This window comes from Sphingomonas sp., assembly GCF_017744835.1.
Taxonomy (GTDB): Bacteria; Pseudomonadota; Alphaproteobacteria; order Sphingomonadales; family Sphingomonadaceae; genus Sphingomonas.
The window spans coordinates 867,279-884,059 of record NZ_JAGIAM010000001.1 but is presented as its reverse complement, the minus strand read 5'-3'; the positions used below and the strand labels follow the sequence as shown (position 1 = coordinate 884,059).

16 protein-coding genes are annotated in these 16,781 nt (G+C 68.6%); 7 read left to right on the top strand and 9 right to left on the bottom strand.

The features are described from left to right. Positions 1-55 precede the first annotated feature (55 nt). Genes mnmG through J7500_RS04130 form a run of 4 tightly spaced genes read left to right on the top strand, consistent with a single transcriptional unit; the run spans position 56 to position 4,186 of the window. On the top strand, positions 56-1,888 hold the full coding sequence (gene mnmG, locus J7500_RS04145; RefSeq protein WP_294060194.1) for a tRNA uridine-5-carboxymethylaminomethyl(34) synthesis enzyme MnmG: 1,833 nt from the start codon (positions 56-58) through the stop codon (positions 1,886-1,888). After that, entirely contained in the window at positions 1,885-2,508 is a 624-nt protein-coding gene (gene rsmG / locus J7500_RS04140) for a 16S rRNA (guanine(527)-N(7))-methyltransferase RsmG (protein WP_294060193.1), read from the top strand. Before mnmG ends, rsmG begins: the two co-directional genes overlap by 4 nt. Beyond that, on the top strand, positions 2,505-3,287 hold the full coding sequence (locus J7500_RS04135; RefSeq protein ID WP_294060192.1) for a ParA family protein: 783 nt from the start codon (positions 2,505-2,507) through the stop codon (positions 3,285-3,287). Before rsmG ends, J7500_RS04135 begins: the two co-directional genes overlap by 4 nt. Continuing rightward, positions 3,284-4,186 carry a ParB/RepB/Spo0J family partition protein gene (locus J7500_RS04130; protein WP_294060190.1) on the top strand — a complete coding sequence of 301 codons (903 nt, stop codon included), beginning with the start codon at positions 3,284-3,286 and terminating at the stop codon, positions 4,184-4,186. Before J7500_RS04135 ends, J7500_RS04130 begins: the two co-directional genes overlap by 4 nt. A gap of 48 nt (positions 4,187-4,234) precedes the next feature. Here the strand turns inward: J7500_RS04130 and holA are convergent, their stop codons facing one another. Genes holA through J7500_RS04110 form a run of 4 tightly spaced genes read right to left on the bottom strand, consistent with a single transcriptional unit; the run spans position 4,235 to position 8,744 of the window. After that, entirely contained in the window at positions 4,235-5,254 is a 1,020-nt protein-coding gene (gene holA / locus J7500_RS04125; RefSeq protein ID WP_294060188.1) for a DNA polymerase III subunit delta, read from the bottom strand. Then, positions 5,251-5,760, bottom strand: a complete 510-nt coding sequence (gene lptE, locus J7500_RS04120; RefSeq protein ID WP_294060186.1) for an LPS assembly lipoprotein LptE — start codon at positions 5,758-5,760, stop codon at positions 5,251-5,253. Before lptE ends, holA begins: the two co-directional genes overlap by 4 nt. Then, complete coding sequence (gene leuS, locus J7500_RS04115) at positions 5,757-8,288, bottom strand: leucine--tRNA ligase (protein WP_294060185.1); 2,532 nt, start codon at positions 8,286-8,288, stop codon at positions 5,757-5,759. The genes lptE and leuS overlap by 4 nt, the downstream gene beginning before the upstream one ends. Before the next feature lie 24 nt (positions 8,289-8,312). After that, on the bottom strand, positions 8,313-8,744 hold the full coding sequence (locus tag J7500_RS04110; RefSeq protein WP_294060184.1) for a DUF3576 domain-containing protein: 432 nt from the start codon (positions 8,742-8,744) through the stop codon (positions 8,313-8,315). Between the two features lie 214 nt (positions 8,745-8,958). On the opposite strand from J7500_RS04110, the gene J7500_RS04105 reads away from it, so the two are divergent. Further along, on the top strand, positions 8,959-9,672 hold the full coding sequence (locus tag J7500_RS04105; protein ID WP_294060183.1) for a hypothetical protein: 714 nt from the start codon (positions 8,959-8,961) through the stop codon (positions 9,670-9,672). Here J7500_RS04105 and J7500_RS18515 read toward each other — a convergent pair. Further along, positions 9,669-9,998, bottom strand: a complete 330-nt coding sequence (locus tag J7500_RS18515; RefSeq protein ID WP_367112963.1) for a thiamine phosphate synthase — start codon at positions 9,996-9,998, stop codon at positions 9,669-9,671. The genes J7500_RS04105 and J7500_RS18515 overlap by 4 nt on opposite strands. 211 nt (positions 9,999-10,209) lie before the next feature. Here J7500_RS18515 and J7500_RS04095 point away from each other — a divergent pair, with 211 nt between their 5' ends. Continuing rightward, a complete protein-coding gene (locus J7500_RS04095) occupies positions 10,210-10,878 on the top strand; it encodes a YggS family pyridoxal phosphate-dependent enzyme (protein WP_294060180.1) in 669 nt (222 codons plus the stop codon). Beyond that, positions 10,875-11,537 (top strand): HAD family phosphatase, encoded by a 663-nt coding sequence (locus J7500_RS04090; protein WP_294060179.1) that lies wholly within the window; start codon positions 10,875-10,877, stop codon positions 11,535-11,537. The genes J7500_RS04095 and J7500_RS04090 overlap by 4 nt, the downstream gene beginning before the upstream one ends. On the opposite strand, the gene ribA is transcribed toward J7500_RS04090, so the two are convergent. The 4 genes from ribA to J7500_RS04070 all read right to left on the bottom strand — a co-directional run bounded on the left by ribA (position 11,534) and on the right by J7500_RS04070 (position 16,593). Beyond that, entirely contained in the window at positions 11,534-12,592 is a 1,059-nt protein-coding gene (ribA, locus tag J7500_RS04085) for a GTP cyclohydrolase II (RefSeq protein ID WP_294060178.1), read from the bottom strand. The genes J7500_RS04090 and ribA overlap by 4 nt on opposite strands. Beyond that, on the bottom strand, positions 12,589-13,371 hold the full coding sequence (locus J7500_RS04080; protein WP_294060177.1) for an exodeoxyribonuclease III: 783 nt from the start codon (positions 13,369-13,371) through the stop codon (positions 12,589-12,591). Before J7500_RS04080 ends, ribA begins: the two co-directional genes overlap by 4 nt. A 207-nt stretch (positions 13,372-13,578) precedes the next feature. Beyond that, positions 13,579-14,190, bottom strand: a complete 612-nt coding sequence (locus tag J7500_RS04075) for an outer membrane lipoprotein carrier protein LolA (RefSeq protein ID WP_294060175.1) — start codon at positions 14,188-14,190, stop codon at positions 13,579-13,581. 84 nt (positions 14,191-14,274) lie between these two features. Beyond that, entirely contained in the window at positions 14,275-16,593 is a 2,319-nt protein-coding gene (locus J7500_RS04070) for a DNA translocase FtsK 4TM domain-containing protein (protein WP_294060173.1), read from the bottom strand. Positions 16,594-16,781: the final 188 nt, after the last annotated feature.

Here is a 16,781-nt window from a genome sequence, read left to right as displayed (position 1 = left end):
TGTTCCACGTGGAACGCTTTTGACCTTCGGCGCCACAATCCCTAGCTGCAGAGCCATGCAATTCGACGTGATCGTGATCGGCGGGGGCCATGCGGGCACCGAAGCTGCGGCTGCGGCTGCGCGGCGCGGCGCGCGCACGGCGTTGCTGAGCTTCGACCTGGCTAAGCTGGGCGCCATGTCGTGCAATCCGGCGATCGGCGGACTAGGCAAGGGACATCTGGTGCGCGAAGTCGATGCCTTCGACGGGCTGATCGCACGCGCTGCCGATGCCGCCGGCATTCATTACCGCATGCTCAATCGCAGCAAGGGCACTGCCGTGCAGGGGCCGCGTGTCCAGGCCGACCGCACGCGCTACGCATCGGCAATCCAGGCGATGCTCGCCGCGCAGGCAAATCTGGAATTGATTGGCGGCGAGGCCGAAGCGCTCGAACTCGACGGCGGACGCGTAGCGGGGGTGCGGCTTGCCGACGGTGCGCTGCTCGGCGCCCGCGCAGTAGTGCTGGCAACGGGGACCTTCCTCGGCGGCCGGATCTTCCGCGGCGAAGAACGGCTCGACGGCGGGCGCATCGATGAGGCGGCGGCGACGCGCCTTGCCGAGCAGCTGCGCGCGCTGTCGCTGCCGATGGCTCGGCTCAAGACCGGAACGCCGCCGCGGCTCGACGGGCGGACGATCGACTGGGCGCGCATCGCCGAGCAGCCGTCCGACGACGAGCCCTGGACCATGTCGCCGATGACTCGTGGACGCGCGCTGCCGCAGCTCCATTGCGGCGTGACGCGCACCACCTCGGCGACGCACGATGCGATCCGCGCGGGGCTCGACCGCTCGCCGCTGTTCACCGGCGCGATCGATGCGCAGGGGCCGCGCTATTGTCCGTCGATCGAGGACAAGATCCATCGCTTCGGTGATCGCGACGGCCACCAGATCTTCCTCGAGCCCGAAGGGCTCGGAACGCATCTGATCTATCCCAACGGCATGTCGACCTCGCTGCCCGTCGATGTGCAGGAGGCGATGGTCGCCTCGGTCCCGGGGCTCGAGCGCTGCCGCATCGTTACCCCCGGCTATGCGGTCGAGTATGACTATATCGATCCGCGTGCGCTCGAATCGACGCTTGCGCTCCCGGCAATTCCAGGGCTGTTCTTCGCTGGGCAGATCAACGGCACAACGGGCTATGAGGAAGCGGCGGGGCAGGGGCTGGTCGCTGGGATCAACGCCGCGGCGCATGCGTGCGGCCGCGAGGCGTTGGTGCTCGACCGCGCCGAAAGCTATCTCGGCGTGATGATCGACGATCTCGTGCTCCAGGGCGTCACCGAACCCTATCGCATGCTCACCGCCCGCGCCGAGTTCCGCCTGCGCCTGCGCGCCGACAATGCCGAGACCCGGCTCGGGCGAACCGCAGAACGCCTCGATTGCCTCGGGCCCGATCGGATCGCCCGCATGCAATGGCGTGCAGAGGAGCGCGACAAGCTCGAACGCCATTTCGCGACGCTGCACACCGCCAGCCAGCTCCGTGACAAGGGTGCCCCGGTCGCGCTCGACGGCGGCCGGCGCAGCGCCAGGGAGTGGCTGCGCTTTCCTACGGTCGAGCTCTCGCATGTCTCCGATGTCCTGGACACCGACCCCGAGCTGCTCGCCGAGTTCGTCGAGGACGCGCGTTATGCGCCCTATCTCGAACGGCAGGAGGCCGAGGTCGCCCAGCTCCGCGCGAACGACAATGTCCGCCTCCGCGCCGACCTCGACTTCGCCGCGGTCCCCGGCCTCTCCAACGAAATGGTGGAACGCCTTGCCGCCGCGCGTCCCGAGACCATCGGTGCCGCCTCGCGCATCCGTGGCATTACTCCCGCGGCGCTTTCCGCGATCCTTCTCCATGCCCGGAGGTCGGCCGCTTGACCGAGGACGAAGCCCGCGCTCGGATCCGCGATCGCTTCGGTGTTTCACGTGAAACGCTGATCGCGCGCTACGCCGATCTACTCCAAGTCGAATCACAGCGTCAGAACCTGATCGCCGCGTCGACCTTCGACACGATCTGGACCAGACACCTGCTCGACTCGGCGCAGCTCGTTCCGCTGGCCGAAGGCGCGGGGCGGGGTGCCTGGGTCGATGTCGGCTCAGGCGCCGGCCTCCCCGGCATTGTCGTCGGTATCATCGTCGAGCGCCCGGTGGTGCTCGTCGAACCCCGCGCCAAACGTGCCGACTTCCTCCGGCGCACGGCTGCCGAACTCGGGCTCGCCAGTCGCGTCACCGTCCAGGAATCGCGAATCGAGACCTACAAGCCGCTCAACCGCGCCGCCGTGATCTCGGCCCGGGCGGTCGCCGAGCTGTCGCAGCTGCTCGCATCCACAGAACATTGCACCGATTCATCCACAGTCTGGCTGCTTCCCAAGGGCCGCAACGCGCAATCGGAGGTGGAAGCGGCGCAAGCGAAATGGCAAGGTGTGTTCCACGTGGAACCAAGCATCACCCAGCCGGAATCCGGCATCGTCGTAGCGCGGGGGGTCCGGCCCAGATGATCTGCATAGCGATCGCCAACCAGAAGGGCGGGGTGGGCAAGACCACCACTGCCATCAACATCGGCACTGCGCTCGCCGCCACCGGCAAGCGCGTGCTGCTCATCGACCTCGACCCGCAGGGCAATGCCTCGACCGGGCTCGGCATCGGCCGCGCCGAGCGCGAGCGCTCCTCTTACGACTTGCTCGTCGGTGACGTGCAGCTCGAGGAAGTGGTGGTATCCACGCGCGTCCCCGGCCTCGACGTCGTCCCTGCGACGCAGGACCTGTCGGGCGCCGAGATCGAGCTGATCGAGTTCGACGCGCGCACCCACCGCCTCGACAGCGCGCTCGCCCGCCACGCCAGTGATCGCTGGGACGTCGCGTTGATCGACTGCCCGCCGTCGCTCGGCCTGCTCACGATCAACGCGATGGTCGCCGCCCACGCGCTGCTCGTCCCGCTCCAGTGCGAGTTCTTCGCGCTCGAGGGGCTCAGCCAGCTGCTCAGCACGGTCGAGCGCATCCGCAGTCGCTTCAACCCCGGCCTGTCGATCCTCGGCGTCGCGCTGACCATGTACGATCGCCGCAACCGCCTCACCGATCAGGTCGCCGACGACGTCCGCGCCGTGCTCGGGCCGGTGGTGTTCGACACGGTGATCCCGCGCAACGTCCGCCTTTCCGAGGCGCCGAGCCACGGCGTGCCCGCGCTGATCTATGATTATCGCTGCGCCGGCTCCGAAGCCTATATCGCGCTCGCCCGCGAAGTGATCGACCGCCTGCCCAAGCTCAAGAAGGCCGCATGACCGACTCAGCCGCTGCTCCCCGCAAGCCCCGTCCCGGCCTCGGCCGCGGCCTCAGTGCCCTGCTCGGCGACAATGTTGCCGAGGCGCCCGTCGCCGGCACGTCCGAGGGCGGCAGCCAGGCCGGCGTCCGCATGCTCCCGGTCAGCGCGATGGCGCCGCACCCGGGCCAGCCGCGCCGGCATTTCGACGAAGCGGCACTGGACGACCTGGCGCAGTCGATCGCCGCGCGCGGGCTGATCCAGCCGATCGTCGTGCGCCCGCACGGCCACAGCTACCAGATCGTCGCCGGCGAGCGCCGCTGGCGCGCGGCGCAGCGCGCGCGGCTCCACGAAGTCCCCGTCATCGTCCGCGAGCTCACCGACGCCGAGACGATGGAAATCGCGCTGGTCGAGAATATCCAGCGCCAGGACCTCAACGCGATCGAAGAGGCCGAGGCCTATGCGCGGCTGATCGGCGAGTTCGGCCACACGCAGGAGGCGCTGGCGCGGCTCGTCCACAAGTCGCGCAGCCACGTCGCGAACCTGCTCCGTCTGCTCGAGCTGCCCCAGACCGTCCGCCAGATGGTGGTCGAGGGCGCGATCGAGATGGGCCATGCCCGCGCGCTGGTCGGCATCCCCGATGCCGAGCGGCTCGCGCGCGAGATCGCCGCCAAGGGACTGTCGGTCCGCGAGGCCGAGAAGCTCGCCCGCGAGGCCAAGCCCGAATCGGCACGGCGCAAGGGCGGCGAGGCGCCCGACCGCAACGCCGACATCGCCGCGCTCGAGCGCCAGCTCGGCGACGTGCTCGGCCTCAACGTCCGCATCGCGCATGCCGGCAAGGGTGGCACGCTGACTCTGTCCTATTCGACGCTCGACCAGCTCGACATGGTCTGCCAGCGCCTGAGCGGCGAACGCATCTAGCGCCGCAGCCAGCGCTTTTCAGAAGAAAGTCTCGAGAACGCTTCGCGCTCAGCCCCGCGCCCGCGCTGCCTGGCGGGCAAGGGTGGTGCATTCGGCTTCCGCCAGCACGTCGCCCGCGCTCGCGCCGTGCATCATCGCGCGTTCGGTCTCGCGCACCCTCTCGATCGCGCGCGCGATCTGGGCAGCATTCCAGCGGCGCAACGCGCGCTCGATCGCAGGCTTTTCCTTGAAGAAAACCCGATGTTTCTCAAGCGTTTGCGCGATGTTCGCGCCGCCGTCGACGTCCACGCGCAGCTCGGCGAGCGTCATCAGCTTGCGCACCAGCTGGCGGAGCAGCGGGATCGCCGATCCGCCGCCTCCCAGCCGGCCGAGCTCGGCACCGACCACGTCGAGCCGCCCGTCGAGGATCGCGTCGATCAGATGGAACAGCTCGCCCTCGCCATGGTCGGCGCCGATCGCCTCGAAGGCGTCGGCATCGGCCTCGCGCGGGCGGTCGGGCGCGGCGTCGAGATAGAGCGCCAGCTTCTCGATCTCGCGCGTCAGGATCGCGCGGTCGCCGCCGGATGCACTGGCGAGCGCCTGGGCGACGTCGCTGGCCATCCGCAGTCCGTGCTCGCGCGCAATGCCTTGGGCGAGCTTGGCGGCGTCGAGCCCCTCGGGGACGTAGCAGGCGAAGGCAAGCGCACGCGGCGAGGCGATCGCCGCCTTGACCAGCTTGCCGCTCGCCTTGAGACCCGGACCGATCGCCACGACCGGATTGCCCGCACGCTCGGCCTCGAGCAGCAGCGCCACGGCCTCGCTCGCGCCTTCCTCTATGGCGGAGACGCGCACATGGCGCACCCCGCCGAACAGCGACATCGACGCCGCCTCGTCCGCCAGTCGGCCCGGCTGCTCGCGCAATGCCTTCATGTCGATGTCGACGCGCTCGGCATCGGGCCCCAGCGCGCGCGCCAGCCGCTCGGCGAGCTCTGCCGCGCCTGCCTCGTCGGGGCCGTGGAACAGGTAGAAGCGCGTGTCGGGGTTGGGCTTGTCGACGGCGGCGCGGATCTGGCCCGCGGTCGCCTTCATCGCGCGCCGGTGGCGTCGGTCGTGGGGGCGGACTGGGCGAAGCGCGCCACCCGCGCCACGATCTGATCCGCGACGATGTCCGAGAGTCGTTCGAGCGCGCTGCGTTCGGCCGCGATCGTCGCATATTCGCTGCCGACCACGTCGATTCCCGCATCAGAGCCGGCGGTCGCGTCGAGCACCACCGCGCCGCTGGAGAGATCGACGAGCTGGTAGCGCGCGCGCAGCGTCCGGCGTTCGCGCGCCACCGAATCGTCGCGGCGCACGCCGAGGCCCGCGATCTGGTCGTCGAGTTCGACCTGGAGCCGGTAGCGCGCAGTCTGGTTGCCGGCGTCGAGCCGGTCGCGCAGCGCATTGCCGACGAGCCAGCCCGACTGGCCCGGTATCGGCGCCACCTCGACGGCCGCCAGGGTCGAGCGGACGGGCCCTGCGGCGCCGCCGCCGTAAAGCGGCTTGAGCCCGCAGCCCGAGAGCGCCACTGCGGCGAGCAGGAGCGCCCAGCGCTTCATGCGACGATGTTCACCAGCCGGTCGGGCACGACGATCACCTTCTTCGGTTGCTTGCCTTCGAGCGTCCGAACGATCTTGTCGGAGGCAAGTGCCGCCGCCTCGACCACGTCCTTGGCCGCGCCTTTGGGCATTAGCAGCGTATCGCGCAGCTTGCCATTCACCTGCACGGCGATCGTCACTTCATCGTCGACGAGCAGCGCCGGATCCACGTCGGGCCAGGCCGCGTCGGCGATCAGGCCCTGATTGCCCATCCCGGCCCAGGCTTCCTCGGCGATATGCGGCACCATCGGCGCCACGATCCGCGCGAGCGTGCGGATCGCCGTGGTGCGCGAGGCGGATACCGGCGCCTTCTCGACTGCGCTGACCATTTCGTAGAGCTTGGCGACCGCCTTGTTGAAGGCCAGGCCCTCGATGTCCTCGGCCACGCCTGCGATGGTGCGATGCAGCCGTTTGTCGAGGTCCTTGTCCTCGCCTTCGCCATCCTCGAGCGCGTCGAACAGGCGCCACAGCCGGTTCACGAAGCGCCAGGCGCCTTCGATGCCGCTCTCGCTCCACTCGAGGTCGCGCTCGGGCGGGCTGTCGGAGAGCATGAACCAGCGGGTGGCGTCGGCGCCATATTGGTCGACGATCTCGGTCGGGTCGACGGTGTTCTTCTTCGACTTCGACATCTTCTCGATGCGGCCGACGATCACGTCTTCACCGGTCTCGGGCAGGAAAGCCGTGCCGTCGCCGCGGCGCGCGATCTGCGAAGGCTCGAAGTAGATCTTGCGCTCGACGCCCTCGTGCATCTCCAGCTGGTAATAGCTGGCGTGCGTCACCATGCCCTGGGTGAACAGCCCGGCGAAGGGCTCAGCCACGTCGAGCTTGCCCATGTGCTGCAGCGCGCGCGTGAAGAAGCGCGCGTAGAGCAGGTGCAGGATCGCATGCTCTACGCCGCCGATGTACTGGCCCACCGGCAGCCATTGCTCGGCCACCGCCTTATCGAACGGCTTGTCCGCGGGCTGGCTGGCGAAGCGGATGAAATACCAGGACGAATCGACGAAGGTGTCGAGCGTGTCGGTCTCGCGCCGGGCGGCCGCGCCGCACTTGGGGCAATCGACGTGCTTCCACGTCGGATGGCGGTCGAGCGGGTTGCCGGGCACGTCGAAGCTCACGTCCTCGGGCAGCACCACGGGCAACTGGTCGCGCGGCACCGGCACCGGCCCGCAGGCTTCGCAGTGGATGATCGGGATCGGCGTGCCCCAGTAGCGCTGACGGCTCACGCCCCAGTCGCGCAGACGCCAGACGGTGGTGCCGGTGCCCCAGCCGCCTTCCTCGGCGCGGCGGATCACTTCGCGCTTGGCGTCGGGGACGTCCATGCCGTCCAGGAAGTGCGAGTTCACCAGCGTGCCGGGCCCGGTATAGGCCTCGGAATCGGTGAACTCGGGGGAGGTCTTGTCGCCTTCGGAGACGACGCGACGGATCGGCAGGCCGTATTTGCTCGCGAACTCGAAATCGCGCTGGTCGTGCGCGGGCACGCCGAACACCGCGCCCGTGCCATAGTCCATCAGCACGAAATTCGCGATGTAGACCGGCAAATCCCAATTGGAGTCAAAGGGATGTGCCGCGCGAATGCCGGTGTCGAGACCCAGCTTCTCCTGCGTCTCGAGCTCGGCCGCCGTGGTGCCGCCCTGCTTGCAGCGCTCGACGAAGGCGGCGACCTCGGGCTTTTCAGCGGCGAGCGCCTGGGCGATCGGATGGTCTGCCGCGATCGCAACGAAGCTCGATCCGAAGATCGTGTCGGGTCGGGTGGTGAAGACCTCGACTTCGCCGCCTGTCGAAAGCTTGAAGCGGAACTGCAGCCCCTCGGACTTGCCGATCCAGTTCTCCTGCATCAGCTTGACCTTGTCGGGCCAATGCTCGAGCCCGCGCACGCCCTCGAGCAGCTCGTCGGCGAACTGGGTGATCTTGAGGAACCACTGGCTGAGCTTCTTGCGCTCGACCAGCGCGCCCGATCGCCAGCCGCGGCCGTCGATCACCTGCTCGTTGGCGAGCACGGTCATGTCGACCGGATCCCAGTTGACCGCCGATTCCTTGCGATAGACCAGCCCCGCCTCGAACATGTCGAGGAACAGCGCCTGTTCCTGGCCGTAATAGTCGGGCTCGCAGGTGGCGAGCTCGCGCGTCCAGTCGAGCGCGAAACCCAGCCGCTTGAGTTGCGCCTTCATCGTCGCGATGTTCTGCCGCGTCCAGGCGCCGGGATGGACCTTCTTCTCCATCGCCGCATTCTCGGCCGGCATGCCGAAGGCGTCCCAGCCCATCGGATGCAGCACTTCCATGCCCTTCATCCGGCGGAAGCGCGCGAGCACGTCGCCCATCGTGTAGTTGCGCACATGGCCCATGTGGATGCGCCCCGACGGATAGGGGAACATCTCGAGCACGAAGCTCTTGGGCTTGGGGCTGTCATCGCGCGCGGCAAAGGTGCGGCGTTCGTCCCACGCCTTCTGCCACGCCGCGTCCGCCTTCAGCGGGTTGAAACGCGACGCCATTGCTACTGTCCTGTCGTCCGGGTCTTAGTTGACGACCGCAGCCCGTCGCAGGTCACGGGCGCGGGTGAGGATGATGTCCTCGAGCTTCTGCACGGTCGCGGCCTGCACCGGCGCGGTCACCCACTGGCCGCTGGTGTTGACTTCGCGAAGCGCCGCGACGCGCAGCGCATCGGCGCGCAGGTCCTGGTCGAGGATGGTGACGGTCACCTTCATCCGCTCCGTCGGGACGTTGGGATTCACGTACCAGTCGGTGACGATCACGCCGCCGTTCGAATCGGTCTGCAGCAGCGGCATGAAGCTCAGCGTGTCGAGGCTCGCGCGCCACAGATAGGAATTGACGCCGATCGTGGTCACCTTGGACGCTGCAAGATCGGCTTCCGGGCGCTTGTGGCCGCCGCACGCAGTGATCGAAAGAGCGAGCGACCCCAGGATCGCGGTGCGCAACAGGCGGTTCATCGACAGATTCCTAAAGGCAGATAGAAAAAGGCCCGAGCATCTATAGGGGCTGATATGGCGGGAGCAAGGCGGCGATTCGCACCGCTTCCGGCCGGTTCGGCACCAATTGTCTGCGGAATCTGTGGGTATGGTGCAACACTGGCACGAAATTTGTGCCGCCGGTGGAACCACGGTCGCGAATCATGGTAGGCGACACCATGTAAGGGGAGTGAACATGCGTTTGGGTCGTTGGATCGCGGGAGCTGGGCTCGGGGCGTTGTGCGCCGCCGGCGCGCTCGTCGCGCCCGCGCTCCAGGCGCAGGAGAGCGGCCATGTCGTGCGCAGCCTCGACAAGCGGTCCGTCTCCACTTCGCGGCTGGGTGTCTTCACGCCCGCCGCGGCCGATCCCAAGCTCGCGGCGATTCTCGCGCGCAGCGGCCTTCCCGACAGCGGCTTCCGCTTCACGCCGTCCGAATCGCGTCGCGCCAGCCGCGGCGTGACGGTCGCGGTCCGCGCCCGCTCGACTCGCAACGTGCGCGTCGCCGAGCGCGGTGCGCTCGTGCCGTCGGTCAGCCTCGCGCCGATCGCGTACAACCTCGGCGTGTCGGTGGGCTGGAAGCGCTTCGCCGTCTCGGGCGACGTGACTCGCGTCGATCTGGTGACGCAGCCCGGCTCGCGCGAACAGGCCAATGTCGGCGTGAGCTACAGCGGCAAGCGCGTCTCGGGCCGTGTCCAGGCGGAGGCTGATCGGCCGCTCGCCAACACGCCGGTGCTGATCGGCGACAAGCCCAGCTATTCGATCGACGTGGGCGGCTCCTATTCGCTGACTCGCAACCTCGATGTCACTGCCGGCGTCCGCTACAAGAGCGAGCGTGATCGCCTGCCCAAGCTGACCGACGACCGGCGCGACAGCCAGGCGGTCTATGTGGGCACGGCCTTCCGCTTCTAGGTCCAGGCGTCGATCCCGGCCCAGCCGTAGATTCCCAGCGCTCTGAGTCCCTCGGCCCGCCGCGCGTCCATTCCGCCGAGCGCGATCACCGGCACGCCGAGCCCGCGAATCATCAAGCCGAGCCGCACCCGCCCCAGCGTCCGCGCCCCCGGATGCGAACGCGTCGGGAAGACCGGCGAGACGAACAGCACATCCGCGCCCTTGCGAATCGCCGCGACTGCCTCGCGCCGCGAATGCGCCGGCCAGGTCGACAGCATGTCCGACCGCCGCCCATGCACCCCCGCCTCGCCCGGCCCCAGCCGCCTGGCCCCAGCGCGCACGAGCACGAGACCCCTTCTGTGCGCGACCTTCGTGACCTTAGCGAACAACGCCCGCCGCTCCTCGAATCGCAACCCATAGTGCCGAAACACGACTCCGCTCCCCCGTGGCAGTCGCTCAAGCGCCCGCCACAGCGAATCGCCCATGCGTTCGTCGGTCATCAGCCAGAGGCGCGGGAGGGGGTGGCGGCGGTGCATCCGCCTGCCTATAGCGCCCCCCATGTCCACAGACGACGCCAGCCAGCGCCTCGCCACCGCGCGCGAGCAGATCGCGCGCGCCGCGAGGCTCGCCGACCGCAAGCCCGAATCGGTCACGCTCATCGCGGTTTCCAAAACGCATGACGCAGAGGCGATTCGCCCGCTGCTCGCCGCCGGGCAGCGCGTGTTCGGCGAGAATCGTGTGCAGGAGGCCGAAGCCAAATGGCCGGCGCTGCGCGCCGAATACCCCGACGTGCGGCTCCACCTCGTCGGCCAGCTCCAGTCGAACAAGGCCGATGACGCCGTCGCGCTGTTCGATGCGATCCATTCGCTCGACCGCCCGTCGCTCATCCCTGCGCTGGCGAAGGCGATGGAGCGCAGCGGTCGTCGGCCTGAGTGCTTCATCCAGGTCAACATCGGCGACGAGCCGCAGAAGGGCGGTTGCCCGGTCGACGCGCTGCCCGAGCTCCTCGCCGAGGCGCGCGCGGCCGGGTTGCCGATCGCAGGGCTGATGTGCGTGCCGCCGCTCGAGCTGGAGCCCGCGCCCTATTTCGCGCTGCTCGCCAAGCTCGCGCGCGGTCATGGGCTCGACGGGCTCAGTATGGGCATGTCGGGGGATTACGAGACGGCGGTGATGACCGGCGCGACGCACGTCCGCGTCGGCACCGCGCTGTTCGGAGAGCGCGCGTGAGGTTCGAGGGGATCATCTTCGATTTCGACGGTGTGCTGCTCGAGAGCGAATATGCCGGTAACCGCCAGATCGCCGAGTATCTGACGCGAATCGGCCATCCGACCACGCCGCAAGAGTCGATGGCGAACTTCATGGGGCTTTCCGGCCGCGACTTCCACGACGCGATTGAGAAGTGGATCGGCCGGCCGATTCCCGAGGATTTCCACGAGGCGCGCGCCGAGGAGGATCGCCGCGCGCTTGAGGACGGGTTGCCCGCGGTCGCTGGTGCGATCGCCTTCATCCACAGCCTGCCGCCCGAACTGCCGCGCGCGATCGCCTCTTCGAGTTCGACGCGCTGGATCACGCGGCACCTGGAGCACCTCGGCGTCCGCGATGCGTTCGGCGACAAGATCTTCAGCGGTCGCGAGCATGTGAGCCGCGGCAAGCCGGCGCCCGACGTCTATCTCCACGCAGCCCAGGCGCTGGGCGTGGACATCGCGCGGACGGTGATCCTCGAGGATTCGCCGGTGGGCGTGACCGGAGCGGTAGCCTCGGGGGCGCATGTGATCGGCCTTTGCGCGGGGTCGCATTGCCCGCCCGATCATGGCGAGCGGCTACGCGCGCTGGGCGTAGGCAAAATCGCGAGCGACTTCGGCGAGGTCGCCCGGCTGATCTTCTAGAGCTGGTGGCCGGTCCGATCGCGCTTGGTGGCCAGATAGCGTTCGTTGTGCGGATTGGGCGGGAGCTTGTGGGGCACGCGCTCGGTGACCCGCACGCCCGCGGCTTCCAGCCCGGCGACCTTTCCGGGATTGTTGGTGAGCAGGCGAACCTGGTGCTGACCCAATAGCGCCAGCATCCGCGCGGCAGTGGCGAAGTTGCGCGCGTCGACTGCGAAGCCCAGCCGGGTGTTCGCATCGACGGTGTCGAATCCCTGATCCTGCAGCGCATAGGCGCGCAGCTTGTTGATCAGGCCGATGCCCCGGCCCTCCTGGCGCAAATAGAGGAGGATACCCCAGCCGCTTGCCTTGATCGCGGCGATCGCGGCGCGAAGCTGGGGCCCGCAATCGCACTTGAGCGAGCCGAGCACGTCGCCGGTCAGGCACTCGCTGTGGAGCCGCACCAAGGGTGGGGTCCCGTCGGGCTCGCCGATCAACAGCGCGACATGCTCGCCGGGCATCTCGTCGGTGCGGAAGGCGACGATCTCGGCGCCTTCGTCGCCTTCGACGGGCAGATGCGCGCGCGCGACGATGCAGAGCCGCGTGGCATCCTCATGCGCGTCGATGTCGGCGGGCGTGATGGCGTCGGCATCGTCGCCCGGAAGCGCGAAGAAGGCCGGGAGCATGCCCGCGACCCGCGCGAGGCGCAGCGCGGCGCCGGCGGCGTCCTCGGAGACGAGGGGAAGCGCGCGGAAGGGGCCCTTGAGCGGAGTCGCCAGATCGAGCTGCGGGTCGGCGAGCGCGGTCGCCGCGTCGAGATCGAGCCAGGGCACGCGCTCGACGAGCACCGGCGAATCGGGAGTGGCGGCATCGCGCTGGTTGGCGAGCTTGAGCGTGGCCGCGCGGCCGGCGGAGAGCAGCACCGGCGCCTGAGCCTCGGGGTCGAAAACCTCCAGGCGTCGGGCGTCGGCGGTCTCGATCGCGAGCAGGCGCAGCGTTCCGTCGCGCCCGCGGATCGCGACCGGCCAGCCGCGACGCAGCGCGTCGACCGCGCGGGCGACGGCGCGCGGGTCGCTCAAAAATCGAATTCCGTCACGATCGGCACATGGTCCGAGGGCTTGAGCCAGCTGCGGCAGGGCTCGTGCACCTTGTGGCCGGTGGCGGCCTTCGCCACTTCCGGGCTGGCCCACATATGGTCGAGCCGGCGGCCGCGGTCCGAGGCGGCCCAATCCTTGGCGCGATAGCTCCACCAGGTGAAGCAGCGCTCGGGGGCCGGGATGAAGGTGCGGCCGAGATCCACCCAGTCGTGCGCGGCCTGGAGCCGACCCATTGCCTCGACCTCGACCGGCGTGTGGCTCACCACGTCGAGCAATGCCTTGTGACTCCACACGTCGCATTCGAGCGGCGCGATGTTGAGATCGCCGACCAGGATCGACGGCACGCGCAGATCCTCGGACCAGCGCGTCATCCGCTCGACGAAATCGAGCTTCTGGCCGAACTTGGGATTCACGTTGCGATCGGGCGTGTCGCCGCCGGCGGGGACATAGACATTCTCGAGCCGCACGCCGTTGGGCAGGCGCACGCCGACGTGGCGCGCCTCGCCATTGGCCTGCCAGTCGAACCGGTCGTCCTCGACCACCGGCACGCGGCTGAGGATCGCGACGCCGTGGTGCATCCGCTGGCCGTGCTTGATGACATGGTCGTAGCCGAGCGCGCGGAACGGCGCTTCGGGGAAGTCCCCGTCGATGACCTTGGTTTCCTGCAGGCACAGGATGTCCGGCGATTCCTCGCGCAGGAATTGCTCGACGATGTCGATGCGGAACCGCACCGAGTTGATGTTCCAGGAGGCGATCTTCACCAGGGCGATGTAGCTATCGAAATCCTACTTCGCCAGATGCGGAAAGGCCCCCGCTCCGGGGGCAATGGAGCGAGGGCCGACCTAGCGTTCGTTCACGCAGGCGGGATGTGGAGTGATCCCGAGCAACAGGGGGAAATCCCGGTAACCGCCCCACATCCGCACGTTGATTTCTAGAGCGCCTTACCTGTCGCCTACATGAACGAATCGTCAGCGATTCCGCGGGGCCTGCCTCCGCGGGTCGTTCCAGCGGAACGTTCCATCGGAAACGGGCACGTTGAAGCGCTGATTCGACAGGCGGATGGTGGTGCGGTTGTTCTGCGAATCCAGTGCCACCCAGCCCTGGAGCATCAGCCCCGAAGGCGCCGAGGCGTTCTTCTGGAAGATCATCGTGATCCGGCCATATTCGGGATGGCGCGGATCATGGACCTCGGCCGAGAGGATGCTCGGATCGCCGCTCGGCTTGAGCGTGGCGAACCTGGTGATGTCGCGGTTCGGGTTGAGCAGCGCGGCGAGCGGCGAATTGCCGATCGGCCAGCGATCGACCTGCCGGACCTGATAGTCGATGAAATAGAGGCTGTTGCCATCCGCGACGATCAGCTGGGGAACGCCCTTCTGATACTGGAAGCGGATCTTGCCGGGACGCTTGAGCGTCATCGTGCCGGTAAGCGCGCGTCCGTTGCGGTCGATCTGCGTGAAATTCGCGGTCATGCTGCTCACGCCCTGGAGGTGCTGCTGCACCTGGGCGAGCTCGCCCGCGGGCGCGGCGGCGACCAGCGCGGGGGCGGCGAGCAGAGTGAGGGCGAGGGGCCGTGCAAACACGTTTCTCTTCTCCAATTGCTGGATGATGCCGCTAGGCGGCCGGGCTTGAATGCCAACTGAACCCGCAGGTTCGTGAAACGATCCTCAGAGTGCCCGGCCGTCGGTATCCATCAGCACCTCGCGCCGGCCGACATGGTCGGGGCGCGAGACCAGCCCGTCCTTCTCCATCCGCTCGATCAGGCGCGCCGCCGAATTATAGCCGACGCGCAGCTGGCGCTGCAGCCATGACGTCGAGGCCTTCTGGCTCTCGGCGACGAGCTGGGTGGCGCGGCGGTAGAGCTGCTCCTCGGGGCTGTCCTCGCCCTCGGGCCCGCCCTCGAGCGCGAAGCCGCCGTCCTCGGGCTCCTCGGTGACGGCGCTGATGTAGTCGGGGGCGCCCTGCGCGCGCCAGAAATCGGCGACCGCCTGGACTTCCTCGTCGCTGACGAAGGGGCCGTGGACGCGGACGATCTGCTTGCCGCCGGGCATGTAGAGCATGTCGCCCTTGCCGAGCAGCTGCTCGGCGCCCTGTTCGCCGAGGATGGTGCGCGAATCGATCTTCGAGGTGACGTGGAAGGAGATTCGCGTCGGCAGATTGGCCTTGATCACGCCGGTGATGACGTCGACCGAGGGGCGCTGCGTCGCCATGATCAAGTGGATGCCCGCGGCGCGCGCCTTCTGCGCGAGGCGCTGGATGAGGAATTCGACTTCCTTGCCCGCGGTCATCATCAGATCGGCGAGCTCGTCGACGATCACCACGATCTGCGGCAGCGGCTGGAGATCGAGCGTCTCCTCCTCATAGATCGGCTTGCCGGTGTCGGGGTCGTAGCCGGTCTGGACCTTGCGCCCGAGCGGCTGGCCCTTGGCCTTGGCGGCGCGGACCTTCTCGTTGAAGCTGGCGAGGCTGCGGACGTTGACCGAGGCCATCATCCGGTAGCGGTCCTCCATCTGCTCGACCGCCCATTTGAGCGCGCGGACCGCCTTGGGCGGATCGGTCACCACGTCGGCCAGCAGGTGCGGAATGTCCTTGTAGATGCTGAGCTCGAGCATCTTGGGATCGATCATGATCATCCGGCACTGGTCCGGGGTCAGCCGGTAGAGCAGCGACAGGATCATCGAGTTGAGCCCCACCGACTTGCCCGAGCCGGTGGTGCCGGCGACGAGCAGGTGCGGCATCGGGGCGAGGTCGCCGATCACCGGATCGCCGGCGATGTTCTTGCCGAGCACCAGCGGGAGCGACGCGCCCTGCGATTCGAACGCCTCGCTGCCGATCAGCTCGTGGAGATTCACCGCCTCGCGCTTGGCGTTGGGGAGCTCGATGCCGATGACGGTGCGGCCGGGAATGGTCGCGACGCGCGCCGAGATCGCGCTCATGTTTCGCGCGATGTCGTCGGCGAGCTGGATCACGCGGCTCGCCTTGATGCCCGAGGCGGGCTCGAGCTCGTACATGGTGACGACGGGACCGGGACGGACCTCGACGATCTGCCCCTTCACATGGAAATCGTCGAGCACGCTCTCGAGCAGCCGCGCGTTGCGCTCGAGCGCGGCCTTGTCGATCGCGGCGTTCTGGTTGGGCGGCGCCGCCTTGAGCAGGTCGAGGGGGGGCAGCTTGTAGCTGTCCTTGAAGTCGAGGCTGGTCTGCTCGGGCGGCTTGGTGCGCGCCGGCGAAGGAGCGATCGTGCGATCGGCGATCACCGGGCCGGGGCGGTTGTCCGGCACCACCAGCTTGCGAGGCTCGCGGGCCTCGCGCGGCTCGCGCAGGTCGCCGGTCTCGCGCGGATCGGGCTCGGGCGCGGCGAGGCGCTGCTGGCGCGGCGCGGGCTTGAAGCTGGGCAGGCGGAGCGGAGTCTCGGACGGGCGGAAATCGAGGCTGCGCGACCAGACCCACAGGCCGGCGAGCGCGAAGACGAGCCCCAGCCCGCGCCCGATCCAGAATTCGAGATCGGCCTGGCCGATGAAGGCGATTCCCCAGTTGAACAGCCCGGCGATCGCGAGGCCGACCACGCCGCCCCAGCCGCCGACGAGCCACAGCACCGAATCGCTCGAGAAGAAGGACAGCGCAGTCGAGAGCAGCACCACGCCGATCGCGACGCCGCGCAGCATCGCGCGCCAGTTGCCCACCGGCAGATCGCGCCACAGCCGGTGCGCGACGATCAGCCCGACCGGCGCGAACAGCGCGACCGGCAGGCCGAGCAGCATCAGCAGCAGATCGGCGATCCAGGCGCCGGGCGTGCCGAGCAGATTGTGCGCAGGGCCCCCGGAAGCCGTGTTCAGCGACGGATCCTGCGAATGATAGGTGAGCAGCGCGAGCACCGCCGCGATGGTCAGCAGGAACAGGATCGTCCCGCCGATCAGCGCGCCGCTGCGGCGCGCGCCGGCCTTCATCGTGTCGCGCAGTTGCGACGGTTGTGCGCGGGACGCCATCGTCCAGCCTCCGAATTGTCAGGGGGTGCGGGCGGAATCATCGCCTGCGACGAGTCCGCCGTCAAGCATCCCCGCCGCGGCCGTGGAAGTGGACAGTCTGGAAGTGGACAAAGTGCACACCCTCCCCCGTGTTTTCATTTTCCGGCCGCCCCGGAGCGGCGCCCCGCTCCGAATCGGCCGCACCGGCC

Bases quoted from the DNA above. Each gene is read 5' to 3' on its own strand.
- holA (WP_294060188.1), bottom strand. From the start codon at position 5,254: ATGAAGGCGACCGCGGGCCAGATCCGCGCCGCCGTCGACAAGCCCAAC.
- leuS (WP_294060185.1), bottom strand. From the start codon at position 8,288: ATGGCGTCGCGTTTCAACCCGCTGAAGGCGGACGCGGCGTGGCAGAAG.
- J7500_RS04070 (WP_294060173.1), bottom strand. From the start codon at position 16,593: ATGGCGTCCCGCGCACAACCGTCGCAACTGCGCGACACGATGAAGGCC.
- J7500_RS04105 (WP_294060183.1), top strand. From the start codon at position 8,959: ATGCGTTTGGGTCGTTGGATCGCGGGAGCTGGGCTCGGGGCGTTGTGC.
- lptE (WP_294060186.1), bottom strand. From the start codon at position 5,760: ATGAAGCGCTGGGCGCTCCTGCTCGCCGCAGTGGCGCTCTCGGGCTGC.
- J7500_RS04095 (WP_294060180.1), top strand. From the start codon at position 10,210: ATGTCCACAGACGACGCCAGCCAGCGCCTCGCCACCGCGCGCGAGCAG.
- J7500_RS04130 (WP_294060190.1), top strand. From the start codon at position 3,284: ATGACCGACTCAGCCGCTGCTCCCCGCAAGCCCCGTCCCGGCCTCGGC.
- mnmG (WP_294060194.1), top strand. From the start codon at position 56: ATGCAATTCGACGTGATCGTGATCGGCGGGGGCCATGCGGGCACCGAA.
- J7500_RS04135 (WP_294060192.1), top strand. From the start codon at position 2,505: ATGATCTGCATAGCGATCGCCAACCAGAAGGGCGGGGTGGGCAAGACC.
- J7500_RS04110 (WP_294060184.1), bottom strand. From the start codon at position 8,744: ATGAACCGCCTGTTGCGCACCGCGATCCTGGGGTCGCTCGCTCTTTCG.